Source organism: Pseudomonas sp. G11 (assembly GCF_029457515.1).
Lineage (GTDB): Bacteria > Pseudomonadota > Gammaproteobacteria > Pseudomonadales > Pseudomonadaceae > Aquipseudomonas > Aquipseudomonas gorinensis.
Genome location: NZ_CP120377.1, coordinates 4,315,321 through 4,334,755, shown reverse-complemented (window position 1 = coordinate 4,334,755; position 19,435 = coordinate 4,315,321). Strand labels below are relative to the sequence as shown.

At 56.3% G+C, this 19,435-nt stretch carries 16 protein-coding genes and 3 pseudogenes; 12 read left to right on the top strand and 7 right to left on the bottom strand.

All coding sequences use genetic code 11. The features are described from left to right. Positions 1-30: 30 nt before the first annotated feature. The 5 genes from P2T68_RS20055 to P2T68_RS20035 all read left to right on the top strand — a co-directional run bounded on the left by P2T68_RS20055 (position 31) and on the right by P2T68_RS20035 (position 6,912). Positions 31-1,299 (top strand): DUF1479 domain-containing protein, encoded by a 1,269-nt coding sequence (locus P2T68_RS20055; RefSeq protein ID WP_277378171.1) that lies wholly within the window; start codon positions 31-33, stop codon positions 1,297-1,299. A gap of 58 nt (positions 1,300-1,357) precedes the next feature. Beyond that, a complete protein-coding gene (locus P2T68_RS20050; protein WP_277378170.1) occupies positions 1,358-2,638 on the top strand; it encodes an ABC transporter substrate-binding protein in 1,281 nt (426 codons plus the stop codon). A 281-nt stretch (positions 2,639-2,919) separates the two neighbouring features. Then, complete coding sequence (locus P2T68_RS20045; RefSeq protein WP_277378169.1) at positions 2,920-4,257, top strand: aromatic acid/H+ symport family MFS transporter; 1,338 nt, start codon at positions 2,920-2,922, stop codon at positions 4,255-4,257. 23 nt (positions 4,258-4,280) lie between these two features. Beyond that, positions 4,281-5,543: a gallate dioxygenase gene (locus tag P2T68_RS20040; protein WP_277378168.1), complete on the top strand. Its 1,263-nt coding sequence runs from the start codon at positions 4,281-4,283 to the stop codon at positions 5,541-5,543. A 121-nt stretch (positions 5,544-5,664) separates the two neighbouring features. Further along, on the top strand, positions 5,665-6,912 hold the full coding sequence (locus P2T68_RS20035; RefSeq protein WP_277378167.1) for an OprD family porin: 1,248 nt from the start codon (positions 5,665-5,667) through the stop codon (positions 6,910-6,912). On the opposite strand, the gene P2T68_RS20030 is transcribed toward P2T68_RS20035, so the two are convergent. Further along, positions 6,887-8,122, bottom strand: a complete 1,236-nt coding sequence (locus P2T68_RS20030; protein WP_277378166.1) for a LysR family transcriptional regulator — start codon at positions 8,120-8,122, stop codon at positions 6,887-6,889. The genes P2T68_RS20035 and P2T68_RS20030 overlap by 26 nt on opposite strands. A 156-nt stretch (positions 8,123-8,278) precedes the next feature. Here P2T68_RS20030 and galB point away from each other — a divergent pair, with 156 nt between their 5' ends. The 3 genes from galB to P2T68_RS20015 are packed head-to-tail and all read left to right on the top strand — an operon-like array spanning position 8,279 to position 10,817. Next, positions 8,279-9,013, top strand: a complete 735-nt coding sequence (gene galB / locus P2T68_RS20025) for a 4-oxalmesaconate hydratase (protein ID WP_277378165.1) — start codon at positions 8,279-8,281, stop codon at positions 9,011-9,013. Next, complete coding sequence (locus P2T68_RS20020; RefSeq protein WP_277378164.1) at positions 9,010-9,726, top strand: 4-carboxy-4-hydroxy-2-oxoadipate aldolase/oxaloacetate decarboxylase; 717 nt, start codon at positions 9,010-9,012, stop codon at positions 9,724-9,726. Before galB ends, P2T68_RS20020 begins: the two co-directional genes overlap by 4 nt. A gap of 2 nt (positions 9,727-9,728) precedes the next feature. Further along, positions 9,729-10,817 (top strand): 4-oxalomesaconate tautomerase, encoded by a 1,089-nt coding sequence (locus tag P2T68_RS20015; protein ID WP_277378163.1) that lies wholly within the window; start codon positions 9,729-9,731, stop codon positions 10,815-10,817. Positions 10,818-11,131: 314 nt separating this feature from the next. Here the strand turns inward: P2T68_RS20015 and P2T68_RS20010 are convergent, their stop codons facing one another. After that, complete coding sequence (locus tag P2T68_RS20010; RefSeq protein WP_277378162.1) at positions 11,132-11,485, bottom strand: gamma-glutamylcyclotransferase family protein; 354 nt, start codon at positions 11,483-11,485, stop codon at positions 11,132-11,134. Between the two features lie 47 nt (positions 11,486-11,532). Beyond that, a pseudogene (locus P2T68_RS20005) lies at positions 11,533-11,649 on the bottom strand (transposase domain-containing protein); the annotation flags it as partial. 185 nt (positions 11,650-11,834) lie between these two features. Here P2T68_RS20005 and P2T68_RS20000 point away from each other — a divergent pair. Continuing rightward, a complete protein-coding gene (locus P2T68_RS20000) occupies positions 11,835-12,110 on the top strand; it encodes a hypothetical protein (protein WP_003397615.1) in 276 nt (91 codons plus the stop codon). A gap of 456 nt (positions 12,111-12,566) precedes the next feature. Here P2T68_RS20000 and P2T68_RS19995 read toward each other — a convergent pair. Further along, a pseudogene (locus P2T68_RS19995) lies at positions 12,567-12,731 on the bottom strand (transposase domain-containing protein); the annotation flags it as partial. A gap of 21 nt (positions 12,732-12,752) precedes the next feature. Between P2T68_RS19995 and P2T68_RS19990 the strand changes: the two are divergent. Beyond that, positions 12,753-13,819, top strand: a pseudogene (locus P2T68_RS19990) (HAMP domain-containing methyl-accepting chemotaxis protein); the annotation flags it as partial. A 197-nt stretch (positions 13,820-14,016) separates the two neighbouring features. Here P2T68_RS19990 and P2T68_RS19985 read toward each other — a convergent pair. The 3 genes from P2T68_RS19985 to P2T68_RS19975 all read right to left on the bottom strand — a co-directional run bounded on the left by P2T68_RS19985 (position 14,017) and on the right by P2T68_RS19975 (position 17,363). After that, complete coding sequence (locus P2T68_RS19985) at positions 14,017-15,255, bottom strand: fimbrial protein (RefSeq protein WP_277378161.1); 1,239 nt, start codon at positions 15,253-15,255, stop codon at positions 14,017-14,019. 184 nt (positions 15,256-15,439) lie between these two features. Next, positions 15,440-16,510 (bottom strand): linear amide C-N hydrolase, encoded by a 1,071-nt coding sequence (locus P2T68_RS19980; protein ID WP_277378160.1) that lies wholly within the window; start codon positions 16,508-16,510, stop codon positions 15,440-15,442. Positions 16,511-16,532: 22 nt separating this feature from the next. Continuing rightward, positions 16,533-17,363 carry a hypothetical protein gene (locus tag P2T68_RS19975; RefSeq protein WP_277378159.1) on the bottom strand — a complete coding sequence of 277 codons (831 nt, stop codon included), beginning with the start codon at positions 17,361-17,363 and terminating at the stop codon, positions 16,533-16,535. A gap of 279 nt (positions 17,364-17,642) precedes the next feature. Here P2T68_RS19975 and P2T68_RS19970 point away from each other — a divergent pair, with 279 nt between their 5' ends. Both P2T68_RS19970 and P2T68_RS19965 read left to right on the top strand, forming a co-directional pair. Further along, a complete protein-coding gene (locus tag P2T68_RS19970) occupies positions 17,643-18,317 on the top strand; it encodes a response regulator transcription factor (RefSeq protein ID WP_277378158.1) in 675 nt (224 codons plus the stop codon). Between the two features lie 85 nt (positions 18,318-18,402). Next, entirely contained in the window at positions 18,403-19,431 is a 1,029-nt protein-coding gene (locus P2T68_RS19965; protein ID WP_019818564.1) for an IS30 family transposase, read from the top strand. Positions 19,432-19,435 lie beyond the last annotated feature (4 nt).

Genomic DNA, 19,435 nt, shown 5'->3' with positions numbered 1-19,435 from the left:
CATGAATAACAAAAACAGCAGGTAGTTCCCATGAGTAAATACCGTGCCTTCGAAAGCGAAACGCTTCCGCAAGATTATCGAGACAGCATCGTCAAAATGAAGCGCGCCTTGCGCGCGCAGATCGGCGACGTTGAATCTTTGTTTGAACAAGTTAGCGAATTCATCGTTGCTGAAATCGACTCAATCAAGGCGCAGGAGGCGCTCACCGGTTCGGCTTGGCCGATCCTTGAGTTCGAGGATATCGCGGTCGGGAAAGTGAGTGCGGAGCAGTTGGCGCTAATCAAGCGGCGTGGTTGCGTCGTGCTCAGAAACCATTTTCCTCGAGAGCAGGTTTTGGGGTTGGACGAGAGGCTTTTGGATTACCTTGACCGCAATCACTTCGATGCAATTTATCGTGGTCCAGCGGACCAGTTCTTCGGAAGCCTGGAGGCATCGCGTCCAGAAATTTTTCCGATCTATTGGTCGGAGTCGCAGATGCAGTTGCGTCAGGATGAGCGCATGGGGGCCGCACAATCTTTTCTGAATCGTCTTTGGAAGATCCATTCTCAAGGGCAGCAATGGTTCAACCCTGACATCAATGCCCTATACCCGGATCGGGTACGGCGTCGGCCTCCGGGAACACATTCAAAAGGTCTCGGACCACACACCGACTCGGGCGCCTTAGAGCGATGGCTGCACCCAGCCTACCTGAAGGTATTCGACAAAATTTACAGCAACGATTTCAGCGCCTACGACCCTTGGGACGCAGCCTTCCGTACTGAAGTCGATGAGTACGCCTACAAAGATACGGTCAAGTGCTCTGCGTTCCGCACGTTTCAAGGCTGGACCGCTTTATCGGATATGAACGCCGATCAGGGGGTACTACATACCTTACCGATCCCCAAGGCGATGGCTTACATGCTGCTGCGGCCACTGCTGGACGATGTACCTGAGGATGAGCTGTGCGGGGTTGCGCCGGGCAAGGTACTTCCGGTGTCCCGACAATGGCATCCACTGCTGTTCGAAGGGCTGAGTCCTATTCCGGATGTCCGTGCGGGCGATTCGGTGTGGTGGCATTGCGATGTAATTCACAGTGTCGCGCCCGTGGCAAATCAACAAGGCTGGGGCAATGTCATGTACGTTCCGGCCGCACCTATGTGTCAAAAAAACCTGCGTTACGCCAAGGATGTGTTCAGGGCATTCGCGCAGGGTGCATCACCCGACGATTTTCCTCGGGAAGACTATGAAACAACTTGGGAAGGTCGTTTCACCTTGGAGCGTCTGAACGCGCTCGGACGTGCCGGTCTGGGGCTCGAATGATTGCGTGAGACTGAGCGAATAGCCCACTACCTCGATAAAAAAACAATAAGGTACTGACATGAACTCAATGAACCGCCTTGCAGCCATGGTTTCTCTTGCCGCTTTATTTCCTCTTGTGATTCAGGCCGCTGAAACCAAGGGAAATGTTGAAGTCGTTCACTATTGGACCTCCGGGGGCGAGGCCAAGTCGGTGGAAGTTCTGAAGAAAATCATCGAGAAAGATGGATTCACTTGGCAGGACAGTGCAGTCGCCGGCGGCGGAGGCAGTGCGGCCATGACTGTGCTGAAAACCCGTGCTGTATCGGGCAATCCTCCCACCGCCGCGCAGATAAAAGCGCCAGATATTCAGGAATGGGGTCGCCTCGATCTTCTTGCCAGCATTGACGATGTCGCCAAGGCGAATAACTGGGACAGCCTGCTTCCCGAGTCCGTCGCCCAAATAATGAAGTACGAGGGGCATTACGTTGCGGTACCGGTGAATATTCATCGCATCAATTGGCTTTGGCTTAACCCTGTCGTTCTGAAGCAGGCGGGCATCTCCGATGTGCCGACCACTCTTGATGAGCTTTATGCCGCTGGGGATAAGCTCAAGGCGGCAGGGTTCATCGCTATCGCACATGGCGGTCAGGCCTGGCAGGACACGACAATCTTCGAAAACCTCGTTTTGAGCGTGATGGGCGCTGATGGTTTCAAGAAGGCCTTTATTGATGTCGACGACAGTGTTTTCACCGGGCCGAAAATGATTGAAGTATTCAATGCGATGCGAAGAATACAGAGTTATCTGGATCCCGATGGCAACGGTCAAGACTGGAATCTGGAAACAGCCAAGGTCATCAATGGCAAAGCAGGCATGCAAATCATGGGGGACTGGGCGAAAAGTGAGTGGCGCGCGGCGGGCAAGCTTGCCGATACAGATTACATTTGTGTGCCATTCCCCGGCTCACAGGGTGCTTACAGCTATACAATTGATTCACTGGCGATGTTCAAACTTGCCTCGAAGAATGACAGCCCTGGCAATATTGCAGCCCGCAACGACCTGGCCAAAGTAGCGCTGGAGCCGTCGTTTCAATATGTTTTCAATCAAAACAAGGGGTCAATACCCGTCATCAAGGGTTTGGACATGAGTCGATTCGATAGCTGTGCACAAGCCTCTGCAAAGGATTTCGCTGCTGCCGAGAAGACTGGTTCACTCGCTCCGAGCATGGCATTCAACATGTCGACTTCTCAGGCGGTGCAGGGCGCTGTGTTCGATGTCGTGACCCACTTCATGAATGACAAGTCCGCCGATGCTGGTAAGGCTGGCAGGCAGTTGCTGGCGGCGATCAAGGCCGCACAATAAATTGCTTTAGTTTTGAGCTGCTCCGTATACCGAATACGGAGCAGCTATTGACGATGCATCTCCTACTAGCGGCTGCTCGTGCCGCAATCATCACCCCCCGCTTTACCACGCTCTGTTTATCTCTGTTGATTCCCCGATAAGAAAAATCGATACCCGGTTAATAATTTCCCAGAGGCGGGCGGTATACCTGCGGCTTTACAGTCACCTCCATCGTTTAGCGTGGACGGTCCAATTACAGGCCTTGTCCGTCGGGACTTCTACAAAAATAAGAAGGTGAGAGCATGAGTAGTGAAACGGTGGATATCAAAGCGTGGATCGACAACCGAAAAGTGGTGTCGTACCAGTGGCTGATTATGGGTTTATGTTTTTTCATAGTGCTTTTCGATGGCTTCGACGTCGCGGTGATGGGGTTTATTGCCCCCTCGCTGATTCAAGAGTGGGGGCTTTCGAAAGCGGCGTTTGGCCCGGTGATGAGCGCGGGCATGATTGGGCTGGCGATCGGTGCGCTGACCGCTGGCCCTTACGCCGACCGAATCGGCCGCAAAAAAGTACTACTGACGGCGGTGACTGGCTTCAGCGTGCTAAGCCTTGCATGCGCCTTTGCACGTAATCCCTACGAGCTGGCTGCCTTGCGTCTGCTGACCGGTGTGGCGCTGGGCGCAGCATTGCCAAACACCACCACACTGCTTTCCGAGTATTTGCCGGAACGCAATCGGTCACTGTTCATCACGATCATGTTCACCGGATTCAATATGGGGTCGGGGTTGGGCGGATTTCTCGCTGCGTGGTTGATTCCCCATTACGGCTGGCAGTCGGTGTTGCTCGCCGGCGGGATTCTGCCGTTGCTGCTGCTGCCATTGATGTGGCTGCTGTTGCCTGAGTCCGCTCGTTTTCTTGCTGCGCGCAATGCGCCTGCCGTCCAGATCGCCAAGGTGCTGAACAAGCTCGGCGGCACGTTTAGCGCAGCGACGAAGTTCGTCATCGCCGAGCCTCAAACCCAGCAAAAGACTCCGATGCGCTTGTTGTTCACCGAAAACTATCGCTTCGGCACGCTCGCTTTGTGGGCGACTTACTTCATGGGGTTGCTGGTGATCTACCTGACCATGGGCTGGATGCCGACCCTGCTGCGTGAAGGTGGGCTGTCCATCGAACGAGCCGCGACCATTACCGGCCTGTTTCAGATTGGCGGTACCGTCGGCGCCATCGTGGTTGGTTGGGCGATGGACCGGCGTAATCCGAACGCCGTAATTGCCACGTCCTACGCACTGGGTGGTGCTTTCATTCTGCTGCTGGGCGCATTCAGCCTCGAATCCAGTCTGCTGGCGTTCGGCGTTGTGGCGGCAGGTTTCTGCATGAGTGGGGCGCAAACCGGCCTCAATGCTTTCGCACCGGGGTACTACCCGACAGATTGCCGCGCCACGGGCGTCAGCTGGATGCTGGGTATCGGCCGCTTCGGGGCTATCTTTGGTTCTCTCATCGGTGGCGCGGTGCTCAGCCTCGGGCTGGGGTTGCCGCTGCTGTTTGCCCTGTTGAGCGTGCCTGCCTTTATCGCTGCACTGGCGATCATGGCCAACGGTCATGCACGGCGCCGAGTCAATCGGGCCTTGCTGACGCATTAATCTTTTCGACAAAGGAACTCGTTATGGCACGCATCATTGGTGGCCTTGCTGTATCTCACACCCCGACTATCGGCTTTGCGGTCGATCACGACAAGCAGCATGAGGCCGCCTGGGCGCCGATCTTCCGTGGCTTTGAGCCGATCAAGGTGTGGCTGAAGGAGCAGCAGCCGGATGTGCTGTTCTATATATTCAATGACCACGTGACGTCGTTTTTCTTTGATCACTATGGTGCATTTTCCCTCGGTGTCGATGAGCGTTACGAAGTCGCTGATGAGGGCGGTAATCCACGCCAGTTGCCGGGGATCACTGGCCATGCGGCGCTGTCGCGGCACATCGGCGAGAGCCTGGTGGCGGATGAATTCGACATGAGTTTCTTCCGTGACAAGCCGCTCGATCATGGCTTCTTCTCGCCGATGTCGGCGCTGTTGCCGTGCGAGCCGGACTGGCCGGTGGAGATCGTGCCACTGCAGGTTGGCGTGTTGCAGTTCCCGGTGCCGAGTGCGCGGCGTTGCTACAAGTTGGGGCAGGCGCTGCGTCGGGCGATTGAAAGCTACCCCGCGGATTTGAAAGTGGCCATCGTCGCGACCGGCGGCGTTTCCCACCAGGTGCACGGCGAACGTTGTGGCTTCAACAACCCGGAGTGGGATCAGCAGTTCATTGATCTGTTGGTCAACGATCCCGAGCGCCTGACAGAAATGACCCATGCCGAGTACGCCGCGCTGGGGGGCATGGAAGGTTCGGAAGTGATCACCTGGCTGATCATGCGCGGAGCGCTGTCGGCCACGGTGAAAAACCTGCATCAGGATTACTACCTGCCGTCGATGACCGGCATCGCCACACTGCTGCTGGAAAACCAGGATCGATCCGTTCCCGTCGACGTCATCGCGCGGCACTTGCAGCACATGCAGCATCAGTTGGCGGGTATCGAGAAGCTCGAAGGTACCTATCCGTTCACCCTGGAACGCAGTGCCAAGGGGTATCGGTTGAACAAGTTTTTGCATCGCATGATCGAGCCGCACTGGCGTCAGCGTTTCCTCGACCAACCCGAAGCGCTGTTCGATGAAGCAGGGCTGAGCGATGAAGAGCGGGATCTGCTGCGACGCCGCGACTGGCGCGGATTGATTCACTACGGAGCGATTTTTTTCGTACTGGAAAAACTCGCTGCCGTGGTCGGGGTGCCGAATCTGCGGATCTACGCGGCGATGCGCGGAGAAAGCCTGGAGACGTTCATGAAAACCCGTAATCAGCAGGTGCTCTATTCGGTAGCGGGCAAGGCCCCACGCTAACGACACGGCGTCATCGGCGGCTCGCTTCGGGCCGCTTCACAACACCCTTGAATGACTTCACTGCGCCCGGCTCATGCGGGCGTAGCGGACTGCTTCATCTAAAAAATGGATAACAATAACAATGAAAATCACTACTAATACACGCGTAGTCTTCACGCTTTCCGCCGTATGTGCTCTGCCTGTCGAGGCGAGCGCCGCAGGCTTTGTGGAAGACGCCAGCGCCAATCTCAACCTGCGCAACTTCTACATCAATCGCAACTTCACCAACCCGGCCAATGCGCAGGGCAAAGCCGAGGAATGGACGCAGAATTTCATTCTCGATTTCCGCTCGGGGTTCACCCAAGGCACCGTCGGCTTCGGTGTGGATGTGCTGGGCCTGTATTCGCTGAAGCTTGACGGCGGGCAAGGCACGGGTGGTACGCAATTACTACCGCTGGACAGTGATGGCCGACCTGCCGATCAATTTGGTCGCCTGGCTGTCGCCGGGAAAATGAAAGTCGGCAAGACCGAAATCAAGCTCGGCGAGTGGATGCCGGTGTTGCCTATATTGCGTTCCGACGACGGTCGCTCGTTGCCACAAACCTTTCGTGGCGGCCAGATCACTTCTCAGGATATCGCCGGGTTGACCTTGTATGGCGGTCAGTTCCGGCAGAACAGTCCGCGCAACGATTCAAGCATGGAAGATATGTTCATGCAGGGCAAAACCGTGTTTACCTCTAACCGTTTCAACTTCGTCGGCGGCGAATATGCGTTCAACGAAAAGCGCACAATGATCGGCGTGTGGAATGCTCAGCTAAAGGACATCTACCAGCAACAATATCTGCAATTGGTTCATAGCCAACCACTGGGTGACTGGACGCTGGGCGCCAATCTTGGCTACTTCTGGGGGCGCGAGGATGGCAGTGCCCGCGCAGGCGATCTGGACAACCGCACGTTCTCGGCATTGCTGTCGGCACGCTACGGCGGTAACACGTTTTACGTCGGCTTTCAAAAGCTCAGCGGCGACGATGCCTGGATGAGAGTCAACGGCACCAGCGGCGGAACCTTGGCCAACGACAGCTACAACAACAGCTACGACAATGCGCGGGAGAAATCCTGGCAACTACGCCATGACTACAATTTCGCCGTACTCGGCGTGCCCGGTCTGACCCTGATGAACCGTTACATCAGCGGCGACGATGTGCATAGCGGTGCCGTCACCGACGGCAAGGAATGGGGGCGCGAATCCGAGTTGGGTTATACGCTGCAAAGCGGTACGTTCAAGAACCTCAACCTGCGCTGGCGCAACTCGAGCATTCGCCGCGATTACAGCAGCAATGAGTTCGACGAGAATCGCTTGATCATCAGCTATCCGTTGAACCTGCTTTAAGCGCCTCAGAGGCCTGTGCCTGGATCACCTGGCGGATCATTTTCATCAACGCCTGCGCCACCGGTGAGTGCAGGCAGCCGCTGCGGTAGGTCAGGCCAATGGCTCTGGCGGTCTGTTTCAACTCCAGCGGCAAAATGCACAACTCGCCGCTAGTGATTTCCTGTTCCAGTTGATGCGCTGAAACGGCCGCGAGCATGTCCGAGCGTAACAACAGTCCGCGAATGATCGCCATGTCGGCGCTTTCCACCACCGGGGAAGGCGCCGGAATGCCGAAACCGGCGAAGCATTCCTCGAGCATCGTCCGCGCCGGTGAGCCGGCACGAGGCAATACCCAGCGCGCGTTGCCCAGATGATTCTGCAAATCGCCGTTGCCGCAGAGCGGATGATCACGCCGCGCAAGCACGACCATTTCTTCCGTCAGCAGTGACTCGCCGACCAGGTCGCTGGCATAGGTCGATGAACGCAGCGCACCCAAAATGAAATCCACATCGCCGGCACGCAACTCGGTCGCCAGCAGTTCGAAGGGACTTTCATTGGTGATCACTTGAATGCGGGGATGCTCTGCCATCAGGCGCACGATGGCCTCGGGCAGGATGCGCGTGCGGCCGAGAGGCAGGGCACCGACGTGCACAACACCGTGCAAGGCGCCGCGAAGGGCGGTGATGTCGGTGTCGATATGGCGCAACTCGTTCAGCGCACGGCGGATTGCAAGCAGGATGTCATGACTGGCGCGGGTCGGCTGCAAGCCGCGTGGCGTGCGCTCGAACAGCGATTGGCCGCAGCCGTTTTCCAGCACTTTCAGCGTCGAACTGACGGCCGGTTGGCTCAGGCCCAGCAGACTGGCCACGGTCTGCATATGGTGGGTTTCACAGAGTTTGATGAACACTTGCAGGCGTCGCGCCTGGAACAGATAAAGCGGTTCAATCGCGGCTTTTTCGCCTAGGCCGAGCAATGTAGGCACGCTCCCAAGCTCCGCCAGCACCCGTCGCGCTCGGGGCAGCAAACGCTCTCCGAAATTGGTCAGACGCATACCGTTGGCGTGTCGCTCGAACAGTGTCACGCCCAGGCGGGCTTCAAATTCCGATATGGAGCGGGTGACCACTGATTGCGCTCGGTACAGCGCGACTGATGCCTTGGAGACGCTGCCGTGATCAGCTACGCGGACGAAGGCACGTAGGTGCATCAGATTTGGCAGTTCGGGATTTTCCATCGGGCGAGGACTCTGCGGATCGGCGGTTCAGGCGACTATGCCGCCGGCATGTTTGAGTGGCAATAAAAAAAATGCATACCTCGAACACTCGAACGCATTACTCCGTCGGCGGGGTGCGATGCGATGCTCTTTCGCAACGCAAGAGGAGAATCCGCAATGATCAATTCAACCAAAAACGCGCTGGTTGTCAGCGCCCACTCAGCCGATTTTGTCTGGCGTGCCGGTGGCGCCATCGCCCTGCATGCACAGCAGGGTTACCACGTTCACATCGTCTGCCTGTCGTTCGGCGAGCGCGGCGAATCCGCTAAGTTGTGGCGCAAGGGCGAGATGAGCGAAGACAAGGTCAAAGTCGCACGTCGCGAAGAGGCTCAGGCCGCCGCCGACATTCTCGGGGCCAGTGTCGAGTTCTTCGATATCGGCGATTACCCGATGCGCGCCGACAAGGAAACCTTGTTCCGTCTAGCCGATGTTTTTCGCCGGGTGCAACCGGAGTTCGTTCTCAGTCACTCGCTCAAGGACCCGTACAACTACGATCACCCGCTGGCCATGAACCTCACACAGGAGGCGCGCATCATCGCCCAGGCCGAAGGCTATAAACCGGGTGAGAAAATCGTCGGCGCACCGCCGGTCTACAGTTTCGAGCCGCATCAGCCCGAGCAATGCGAATGGCGCCCCGATGTATTGCTCGACATCACTGATGTCTGGGACAAGAAGTACGCGGCGATCCAGTGCATGGCCGGTCAGGAGCATTTGTGGGAGTACTACACGCGCGTCGCCCTGCAACGCGGAGTGCAAGCCAAACGTAATGTCGGGATTACTTCAACCCGCAACATCGTCTATGGCGAGGGTTACCAGAGTATTTTTCCGCGTGTCACGGAGAATCTGGGATGAGCGAACATATCGGCAAGACAGGCGTTGTCGTGCGCAATATTCAGCGCGCCGAAGCAGCGCTAATCGATGAGTTGAAACGCTTCGGCGTGGCGACCATTCATGAAGCGCAGGGTCGCAAAGGGCTGTTCGCGACTTCGATCAGACCCATTCAGCAGGGCACTGTGATCAGTGGTTCAGCCGTCACGGTGCTGGTTGCGCCGGGTGACAACTGGATGTTCCATGTGGCCGTCGAACAATGCCGGCCCGGCGATATTCTGGTGGTCGCGCCGAGTTCACCGTGTACCGACGGCTACTTCGGTGACCTCTTGGCCACCTCGCTCAAGGCTCACGGCGTCCGGGCGCTGGTGATTGAGGCAGGCGTGCGCGACACCCATACTCTGCGCGAAATGGGCTTCCCGGTCTGGTCCCGCGCCATCAGTGCGCAAGGCACAATTAAAGAAACCCTAGGCTCGGTCAACCTGCCGCTGGTGTGCGGTGGGCAACTGGTGCACCCGGGTGATGTGGTGGTTGCTGATGACGATGGTGTGGTGGTCGTGCGACGCACCGAGCTGCTACAAGTCGTCGAAGCCAGTCGCGCCCGCGCCGACCTGGAGGAACAGAAGGCCCTGCGCCTGGCCAAGGGCGAACTGGGTCTGGACATCTACAACATGCGCGCGCGCCTGGCGGAAAAGGGTTTGCGTTATGTCGACAGCCTTGAAGAGCTGGGAGACTGAGCATGGCGCAGACTCGCATTCCCTGTCTGCTGATGCGCGGTGGTACGTCGAAAGGTGCTTACTTTCTGGCCGACGATTTACCGCAAGAGCCCGCGCTGCGAGACCGCGTGCTGCTGGCGGTGATGGGCTCGCCGGATGCGCGGCAGATTGACGGCATTGGCGGCGCTGATTCACTGACCAGCAAAGTGGCGATCATCAGACCGTCAAGCCGCGCTGATGCAGATGTCGATTACCTTTTCGCCCAGGTGCTGGTGGATGAGCCGCGCGTCGATTACGGTCAGAACTGCGGAAACATCCTCGCCGGTGTCGGCCCGTTCGCCATCGAGCGCGGGTTGGTGGCGGCGACAGCCGACGTCACCCCAGTGCGGATCTACATGGAAAACACCGGACAGATCGCCATCGCCCATGTGCCAACGTCTGATGGTGAGGTGTGCTACGACGGCGACGCGCGTATCGACGGCGTGCCGGGGCAGGCCGCGCCATTGATTGTCGAATTCGAGGATATCGCTGGCGCCAGTTGCGGCGCCATGTTGCCGACCGGCAACGCCCGGGACGTGATCGACGGCGTTGAAGTGACCTGCATCGATAACGGCATGCCCGTAGTGCTGATCAACTCGCACGAGCTTGGTTGCAGTGGCTATGAGAGTCCCGCGCATCTCGACGTCAATGCTTCACTGAAACAGCGTCTAGAGTCCATTCGACTGCAAGCGGGGCAACGTATGAACCTGGGAGATGTGAGCCAGCGCAACGTGCCGAAGATGTGCCTGATTGCACCGCCGCAAATAGGTGGGGCCATCAGCACACGCAGTTTCATTCCCCATCGATGCCACACCAGCATTGGGGTGTTTGGTGCCGTCAGTGTAGCTGCTGCCAGCCTGATTGACGGCAGTGTTGCGAAGGGCATGGCAGTTGTGGAGGAAGGTGATATGAAGCGCTTGTCGATCGAACACCCGACGGGCGAGTTTACTGTTGAAGTACGGTTAAAGGATGGGAAAATAGTGGGCTGCGGGTTGATGCGCACCGCCAGACTTTTAATCAGCGGCGTCGTATTCGTTCCGTCAGGTCTTTGGCGTGATATGCCAACTCATTAGTTTTGACTAAAAAATACTCCCACATTTACTCCCACGGATATCTTGGATCTCGGTAGATATGCCACTTGAGAGGCGCTCGACTCTCGTATCCCCGGGCAGCTCGTATCAGGTGGGCAACTTTGTCCTGATTTTTGCCAGCTCCGTGCAGACTGTCTGCTCTCTAAAAATCATGGAGGGTGCGAAGCTGTATCGTAAGCGTTCCGAGAACACACATTGCAAATCCCAGCATTCAGGTGGTCAGTGCCGACTGCTTAAGCGGTCGACTTCACCGGGAATGCCGGGCTCACTATGCGCCAACGAACTTCTTGAAGTTGTTAGGCTTTTACATACACCCATGCCGTCAACCCGGAGACAAGCCCCACTGCAACGCGCTTGTAGTCAGAAACCTCGTAGGCATCCGCTGCACGTAGCTCTTGTGGGGTTATCTGGAAGACCATGCCTGGAACAGTCTCCTCAGGGTTTGCACTAGGGATGATAATTGGATGGTGTGTTTTCCCGCTAGTGGCAAGCACCTCCGGGTCAGTAATTTCAATGTAGGACTCTTTGTAACCGGCCATGTGATCCGGCTGCCCGGCTAGCTCTCGGCCAAAGTTGGCGACCTGAACGGCCTTGTCCTGCAAGGTGCCATAAGAAAACAGCAAAATTTTAAAATCCTGATGCAACGTCATATTCCTTCCTTTCGGTTATCCATCACAAAGGCAAAACGTCCGCTTGGTTAGGACGCTAAATCCGGCGCCCAGCAGTGTGGCAGAAGCAGGCTTATATCAGTCGCACGGTGTGTCGGCAAACGAGTCAGAATCTCCTTGAGATAGGCATACGGATCATGCCCATTCGTAAGCGTCCGGCCAAGTCATCTTCCGAACCTCCATGGCGCTCTCGCATCCAAGCTAATCAAGTGATAAACACCATATATATCCAATGCCACGGCAAGCAATAGGCGATCAGATGGCGCGATTTTCGATTTATAGCGGATTGATTTTGGTTGGCTACTCGTCGCTGGAGAGTGGAGATCCTCCCATGGGCGTTGCTTTCGGCCAGTTCGAGCCAACCACTGGGTATCCTGCTATTCAAAACGAGTGCCGCACAAATCACTTCGACCAGTCCGGTTTGGCCCTTTCAGTAAAAACCGAAGCAGGCTTGGTTATTCCATCTATGGGAGTCGCCATTCTGGATTACGCTGAAGAGCTTCTGCCCGATTGCATCGAGATAAGTATCCTCGGCATTCCCACTGCTTTTTATGAAGAGTTTTTTCCTGCCCATGTGATCAAGTACACGCACCAATTCGCTAGGTGAGCCGCTCTATGGCGAGCAAGATGGGCCGTCTTTAGCAGGGAGGTGTGATCCTTGAGTTATCGGAGACCGCAAAAGCTACTGACTGGAGCAATTGGCAGAGCCTCAAGAGCAGGGTCAGGAACTCAGCATTGGTTGCCTCAGACCAGGCTCCCCCGTATCTGAGAGTAAGGTGTATGGTGGTCACTGGGTCTCCATTCTGAGCAGACTCGAGCGAGTAGCGTTCACCATCCGAAAATGCACCTTGGGCACATCCAGGGAACACCAACTCCAGAAATGTGATTACGGCCTCAGAGCATCCAATATCTAGCACGTCCTCGACGTTGGACAGATCGTTTTCACTGAGGTCAGTAGGCTTCAAAATAATAATGTCAAAGCTCATTGCTGCGGGCTCCCATCTTGTAATCCATTTGGCATCGGCATTCCCTTTTATATGTCCGGCTATCACGCCTCGCGTAATTAAATCGGCGACCATTTATGCGGCAGCAATTGATCGATTTCACTCGCCCGCTGCGTCGGCAGGCGCGTGAGAACGTCTTTCAGATATGCATAGGGATCATGACCATTGACCCGCGCAGACTGGATCAAGCTCATGATCGTCGCCGCCCGTTTGCCGCTGCGCAGTTTCTTTTGAAGCCTAACGCTTCTCGCAGCACCGGCACCCGACAAACCATCAGCAACGCCAACTTCACCTTGGGCGTGGTGTTGATTGCGAGCCTGCTGCTGGGTTACCCGGAGCATCATGGGACCGTTGCAGGCCGCGAGCCGAATCGCTGACAGTATCGCCCGTGGCAATTTGAGCGAACCGATTGTCGAGCCCCAGCGCAAGGACGAGGCCAGCGCGCTGATACGCAGCCTCGCCACCATGCAGCGGGACTTGCGCGGCATGATCGAAGTGGTACGCAGCAATGCCCACGGCGTCAATGGCATGAGCGAACAACTGAGCCAGGGTTAGCAGTCAGCAGCAAAGTACCGCCGCTAGCACCATGGTGGCCGCCGCCAGTAAAATGACCGCCAGTATCGAGGAAATCACCCAACATGCGGCGCACGCACTGAATATGGCCAACCAGGCAGAAGCCTTGTCCAAGGACGGCGGTCGGGGGGATCTACCAGGTGGTCAGTGACATGGCCGGCATTGCCCGCTCGGCGCAGCAATCAGCCCAGGTGATCCGCGCGCTCGACAAGAAATCCGAGGCGATTACAGCATTATTCAGGTTATCAAGGGCATTGCCGATCAAACCAACCTGCTGGCCCTGAATGCCGCGATAGAAGCCGCCCGCGCCGGTGAACAGGGGCGCGGCTTTGCGGTGGTCGCCGATGAGGTGCGCAGCCTGGCCGGACGCGCCAGCGCGTCGACCCAGGAGATTGCCAGCATGGTCAGCCGCATCCAGCAAAACACCCGGGAAGCGGTGACCAGCATGGAGGAGGGCGTCACTCAAGTGGACAAGGGCATGGCCGTGACCGCCGAAGTCGAGCGCGCCATTCGCGAGCTTCTCCAGGGCACCCTCAACACCGCCGAGTTGGTCAACGACATCTCCCGCACCATCAGCGAGCAAAGCCTGGCCAGCAACGAAATTGCCCATCAAGTGGAGATGATTGCCAGTATGTCGGAGCGTAATAGCCAGGTGATCGGCACGACGGCGTCCACGACGGACGAGTTGTCTGCGTTGGCGGGGAAGTTGGTGCAGTCGGTGGATCGATTTCGGCTTTGAGCATCACAGCTGATTTAGACAACTTGACTCAATCCAAACATCAATGGATAAACAATAGAGCGCTACATGCGGAATGTCCGCGGCGCCTTAGGCTGGCCAAGAGCAGGTAGATCAGCCCCAGCCTCCAGCCATCGGTAATTCGTGATAGCTGAGGGATGAGGTTTGGCTATTCGTTACGCGATCATTAGCCGTGGCGGCTAGGGATATACGATCGTGACAGTCGCTATTGTAGTGACCGCTCCGGCGGGTGCGGTATCGACACCCGGCATTCGCACGTACTGTGCCGTAAAGGGCATGGTATATGAGGCCCCCGCAGCGGCTGAGGAATTGCCATATTTAATCGGCGCCTGCGAAGGCAGCGTACTGCCCGTTGGCGTAGGGCCGAATGTGATCGGTGTTGTCTCGTTGCTATAGTAGAGGCGTACCCCCACTTTATTGCCTGAACTTGGCTCCAGATAATTCTGCTGGCTACCGGTGTGAAGAGCATCGGTGAAATAGGCGGAATAAACCGCGCCTTTGCCGCAAGCCGAGGCCGTGATGGAAAACGCCATTTCGCCCACCGTGCCAGCGCTGCGCAGACTGCCTTGCGAGGCTATCTGCGACTGTGTGGCGGAGTTGAGTTTGACCGTTTGATTCAGCTCGCCGGCGCTGAACTTGCAGGTGGGCAGGTCCTTGGGCAGTGCTGATTGCAACTGAGGCAAGTTCAACGCGTAGTTGGAGCCTCTAAAACAATTGATTGTGCTCTGTGACGCCGTCGAGTCTGGGTAAACATACATGCCCACAAGAAGTTGTGGCCCGCGCTGGGCGGCCATGTACTGCGACAGAAGTGTTGTCGTTGTATCATTTGCCGCATATTTGGCCGCGTCCACGATGACTAGTTCATACTGCGCATAATAGGTAACACTGCCATTATAACGAATGAAGCTAGTGGAGGTTGGCAGAGAAGCATAGGCGACGTCGAGCGTATTGGGTGCAAGTATGACTGGTGTATAACTAACTATTCTCGTGAGTATGTTGGACGTTAATGAGGTTATCGTCATCCTGCCGCCAATACCGGACGTGGTGGAAAGTGGCACCGAATTAGTAGTTGTGTCGTAATTCGGGTAGCTGCCCCCGTTGTTTGTCTGTATCCCCCATGAATACACAGAGTCCGCACCGGTGGTGCTGCTGTCGCCGCCGCCGCGGATATTCGTCAAGGTTATTGGCAATTCCATGGTGATGGAAGCTAATACCGTCCCATTGCCAAATGTCGCCGGCTGCTTGATATCCCAGCCCCCCGACGCTTGAAAGTTCGATGCGGAACAAGATCCTATCACCGCGTATACCGGGGAAACCCAGAGCGCACCCAGAATCAACGCGACTGCACTGCACAACTTAGCTAGACGGATACCCCAAAAGTTCAAAGGGTTGGCTTGCCTAGGCTCAGAATATTTCATCAAAAATGCCCTCTGGAATCGGCCTGATATGCGTGGTGTGGGTTAAATAAAGTTTGGCTGAAAACTCCACGCGAGAACGCAAGTTCAAGTTAGTTTAAAAGTGTATCTGCCCGCTGTATATCGGACGAGTATTAAAAACGCTGGAAAACCAACTGTGCTGGAAAGTCAGTCCTGCACGATGGGATTAGCCCCCCTCGAACTTGAACGGGGGCGTCACTTTGAAGTCGCGCGACACTTCGCCGGAAAAGATATTCGATTGATTCTGGCCCAGATCCAGTTTCATGACGTTGCCCGTGCCGGGGGAGAAATCGATCTTTTTCAAATCTACCCAGAAGGTATTGGGCGTCAGGGTCGATTCGAAGAAATACAACTTGCGTTGATGATCCACCACCGAACGCCAGCGGGTGGAGGAGATGTTCGGCTCCCCTGGCGTGGAGATACCATAGGGCACAGAGACGTTTCTGATCACGCTGAACACACTGGCCAGCGACACCTGCGGGTTCTCGGCCTTGGGAATCGCGTTGACATAAAAAGAGGCCCGGGCAAAGCGGTCGGCTGCGCGGTTGGTGCCCGGCAACATGACTGTCCCGCCGATGGATTTCCAATAGGCATTGAGGGCCAGTTGTTCATCAAAGGTCGGCGAGTTGGTCATGACCTGGAACTCCCGACCATGATGAATCACCGGTTTTCCCTTGATGTATTCGATGATCGCACTGTCGCCTGACGCATCGGAAAGGGACAGATGCAGGGTCGCCAGGCGAGTGTCCCCGGGAACCTTGGACGTCACCAAGGTGAACGGTTCTTTCTTCAGGGCCTCCACGGCCTCAGCCACCGTGGCATAGTTGTCCAGCACGTATTGCGCCCAGGCGGCGATGCTCAGGCCGGGCTTAGTGCTTTTTGCCGTTGGGTATTCCGACTCCACCAGCCACAGCAGGTTGGCGACCAAACCGGCCTCGTTGACCCCGTCGGTGGTGGCGATGTCATAACCCGAAGCGATCACGCTCCCATAACGCGAAGTCCACTTGATCGAACCTGCGCCCACTTCGCCATTGCGCTGCATGCCCTGAGGGAATATCCACAGATTGGTCGCTACGTCGATTTTCCAGTCCATGGAGCGCGCCGTTATTACCGTCTGGTTGTCCCCCAGGTAGGTCAGGCGTGTGCAGGCCTGGGCGACCGGCAGGGAAAGGATGAAACCCGCCAGACCAAGGACTAGCGCGTGGGTGAAAGGTTTACGCAACTGTGCTCCCTTCATTGTATGACTCCTCAACGGCTGGTCAGAAACGCACGGACAGGCCGATTGCCGGGCCGCGCTGGGTAACGTCGTACTTGAACGTATTACCGGTGAAATCGTGAGTCTGATATTTCTGTGATAACACTCGATAGCCCGCTCGCAGAATAGTTGGGTATTGGAATAGGTGGGTCCGATAACCCAAATACCCCTGGGCGCCGTAACTACTCTTCGTCGCGGTATCGAAGCCGCCGACGTTCACTTCGCCGGAGGCTGTCCAACTATCATCAAGATCCCTCAGCATCCGCACGCCCAAGAACGGATCGCTCCATTGCGCTTTCTTGCGGGTGGCAAAGCCGATGCTGTCGATCTCCAGTTTGCTCGCTAGGCGGGTCCAGCGTACCCCGGCAGTCGGTTCCACGCGCCAGGCGCGCGGGTTGCCGAAAATCGTCGTGCCGCCGAGCGCTTGCTCATAGGCGAGGTAATAGATCCCTGCCGCGATGGTGGTCTGCGTGATGTTGAGTCCGGCCTTTTGGCCCAACACCCGGTGGGACTCATGAGTATCGGCATGGACTCCATCGACATAGAAGCCGAGGCTGCGGTTGGTGACGTCGAGATTACCCATGAAGACCGAGCGCAAGTTGTTCAAGGTTTCAGAAAACGGCACGTCGACATGGGTGCTTACACCCCCGAGCGTCGCCTGGCCAGACATCGAAGGCGCCCAAGAAAATGGGCTGACAAGCACGCGCCAGGGCGCATCGCCACGTGCGGATGCGGCGCTCGAGTCGGCCGCCTGGGCCTGCTGCCATTGCATGGAGAAACAACTGATGGCAATCAGGATATAGATCACTTTTGTTTTAGCGCACTTGAATGTCATGGCCGGTTTTTCCACTTTGCACAATGGGGTCGCTCCGCAACGTCATCGCCAAACCAAGGCTTGTCGGCGGTTTGCAAGATGAATAAGAGAAAGATATGAAGCGAACCTGAACTTTATCGTTAATTTACTGGCAGCAGAAGATAGACGGACTTGTATTCGTTCCAGTCTTATTTGTTTTCACTGAAAAAGCAGACGAGTACGAGAGTCTGCAAGGTGATAGGTCACTATATTAGTACTCTGATAACGAATGGGCCTAATCATCAACTAATTGCGAACGTCATGAAAATCAATCTCATTATTGCTGACGACCACCCGGTATTAATCTCGGGTATACAACATGAGTTGTCCAGCATTCATACGCTGCAGGTGGTGGGAACTGCCAACAACTCTACTGAAATAATGGAACTGCTCGCCAAGGAACAATGCGACATTCTGATCACGGATTATGTGATGCCTGGCGGTGAGTTTGGTGATGGGATGACCATGCTTTCGTTTCTGCGCCGTCGCTACCCGAACCTGAAGATCATCGTGTTCACCATGATCGACAGCCAGATCATACTGACCGAGTTGATCAAGCTCGGCGTACACTCGGTATTAAACAAATCGGAGCATATCAGTCACCTGATATTTGCCATTCATGCACTCTACGCTGGGGCCACTTATTTCTCGCCGAAACCCCATCCTGGCAACGATCTCAATCCTGCACAGACTCGCACGACGCGGCGTTTATCCAGGCGCGAGGCAGAAGTCATTCGCTTGTATGTGTCTGGACGTTCGGTCAATGAAATTGCCAGCGAATTCAATCGAAGCAAGCAGACCATCAGTTCGCAAAAGACCAGCGCCATGCGCAAACTGGGCATCAAGCGTGACGTTGAATTGATTCGCTTTGCCCGTGAGATGGGATTAGTTACCACCATGCGCTCAGACGACGGTCTTGAGGAAAAACTTGATTAGTTAAAAATATAATGGCGATGTTTTTTGATAGGCGGCCGCGAAAACTGAGTGCAACACCTGACCTTTCCGGTACGGTGCTGCCCCTATGTCCTATTCCGAACTCAGCGTCGAAGAGCGCGCCATCATTCAACTCAGTCAAGCTCAAGGCTTCAGCCTGCGCGGCATTGCTCGCCTGATTGACAGGTCGCCCTCGACCATCAGCCGAGAGCTGAAGCGCAATCGAGGCAGTAGTGGTGCTTACTCGGCCCGCTGCGCCCAGCAACAGATGAACATTCGGCGCCAGGTTTGTCGCCCCAAGCGCAAGCTTGTGCCGGGCAGCGAGCGCTTCGAACTGGTGGCCCACATGCTGCGTAAGCGTTTGTCTCCCGAGCAGATTGCCGGCAAGCTGCGCAGCATGACCATACCCAACCTCAGAGATGCCTACGTCTGTCGTGAGACGATCTATAACGCGATCTATGCCTTGCCGGTCGGCGAGTTGCGCAAGGAGCTGATCGTCTGCCTGCGCCAAGGCAAGACGACGCGCCGGCCGCGCTCTGGTGGCGTGGATCGGCGCGGCCAGATCCCTGAGATGGTCAGCATTCATGTTCGCCCGCCAGAGATCGAAGACCGGCTGATGCCGGGGCATTGGGAGGGCGACCTGATCAAGGGTAAGGCCAACGCCTCGTCGGTAGGCACGTTGGTGGAGCGCACCAGTGGCTACCTGATGCTGATGAAGATGAACGACGCAACGGCGACCTCGGCGATGGAGGGCTTCAGTGCAGCGCTCAACAGCATGCCGCTGGCGATGCGCAAGAGCATGACCTACGACCAGGGCCGGGAGATGGCGCGGCATGCTGAAATCACCCAGCAGACAGGGGTCGCTATTTACTTCTGCGACCCGCACAGCCCCTGGCAGCGCGGTAGCAACGAAAACATCAACGGCCTGATCCGCCAGTACCTGCCCAAGGGGACTGACTTGTCGGTACACAGTCAAGAGCAATTGAATGCCATCGCCTTGGAGCTGAATATGCGCCCCCGTAAACGCTTCGATTTCAAGTGCCCGATCGAAGTCATGGGCGAGGTGATGCAGGAAGCCATGGCTATGCGGCATCATGCTCCAGCTTCAAATCAATAACCGT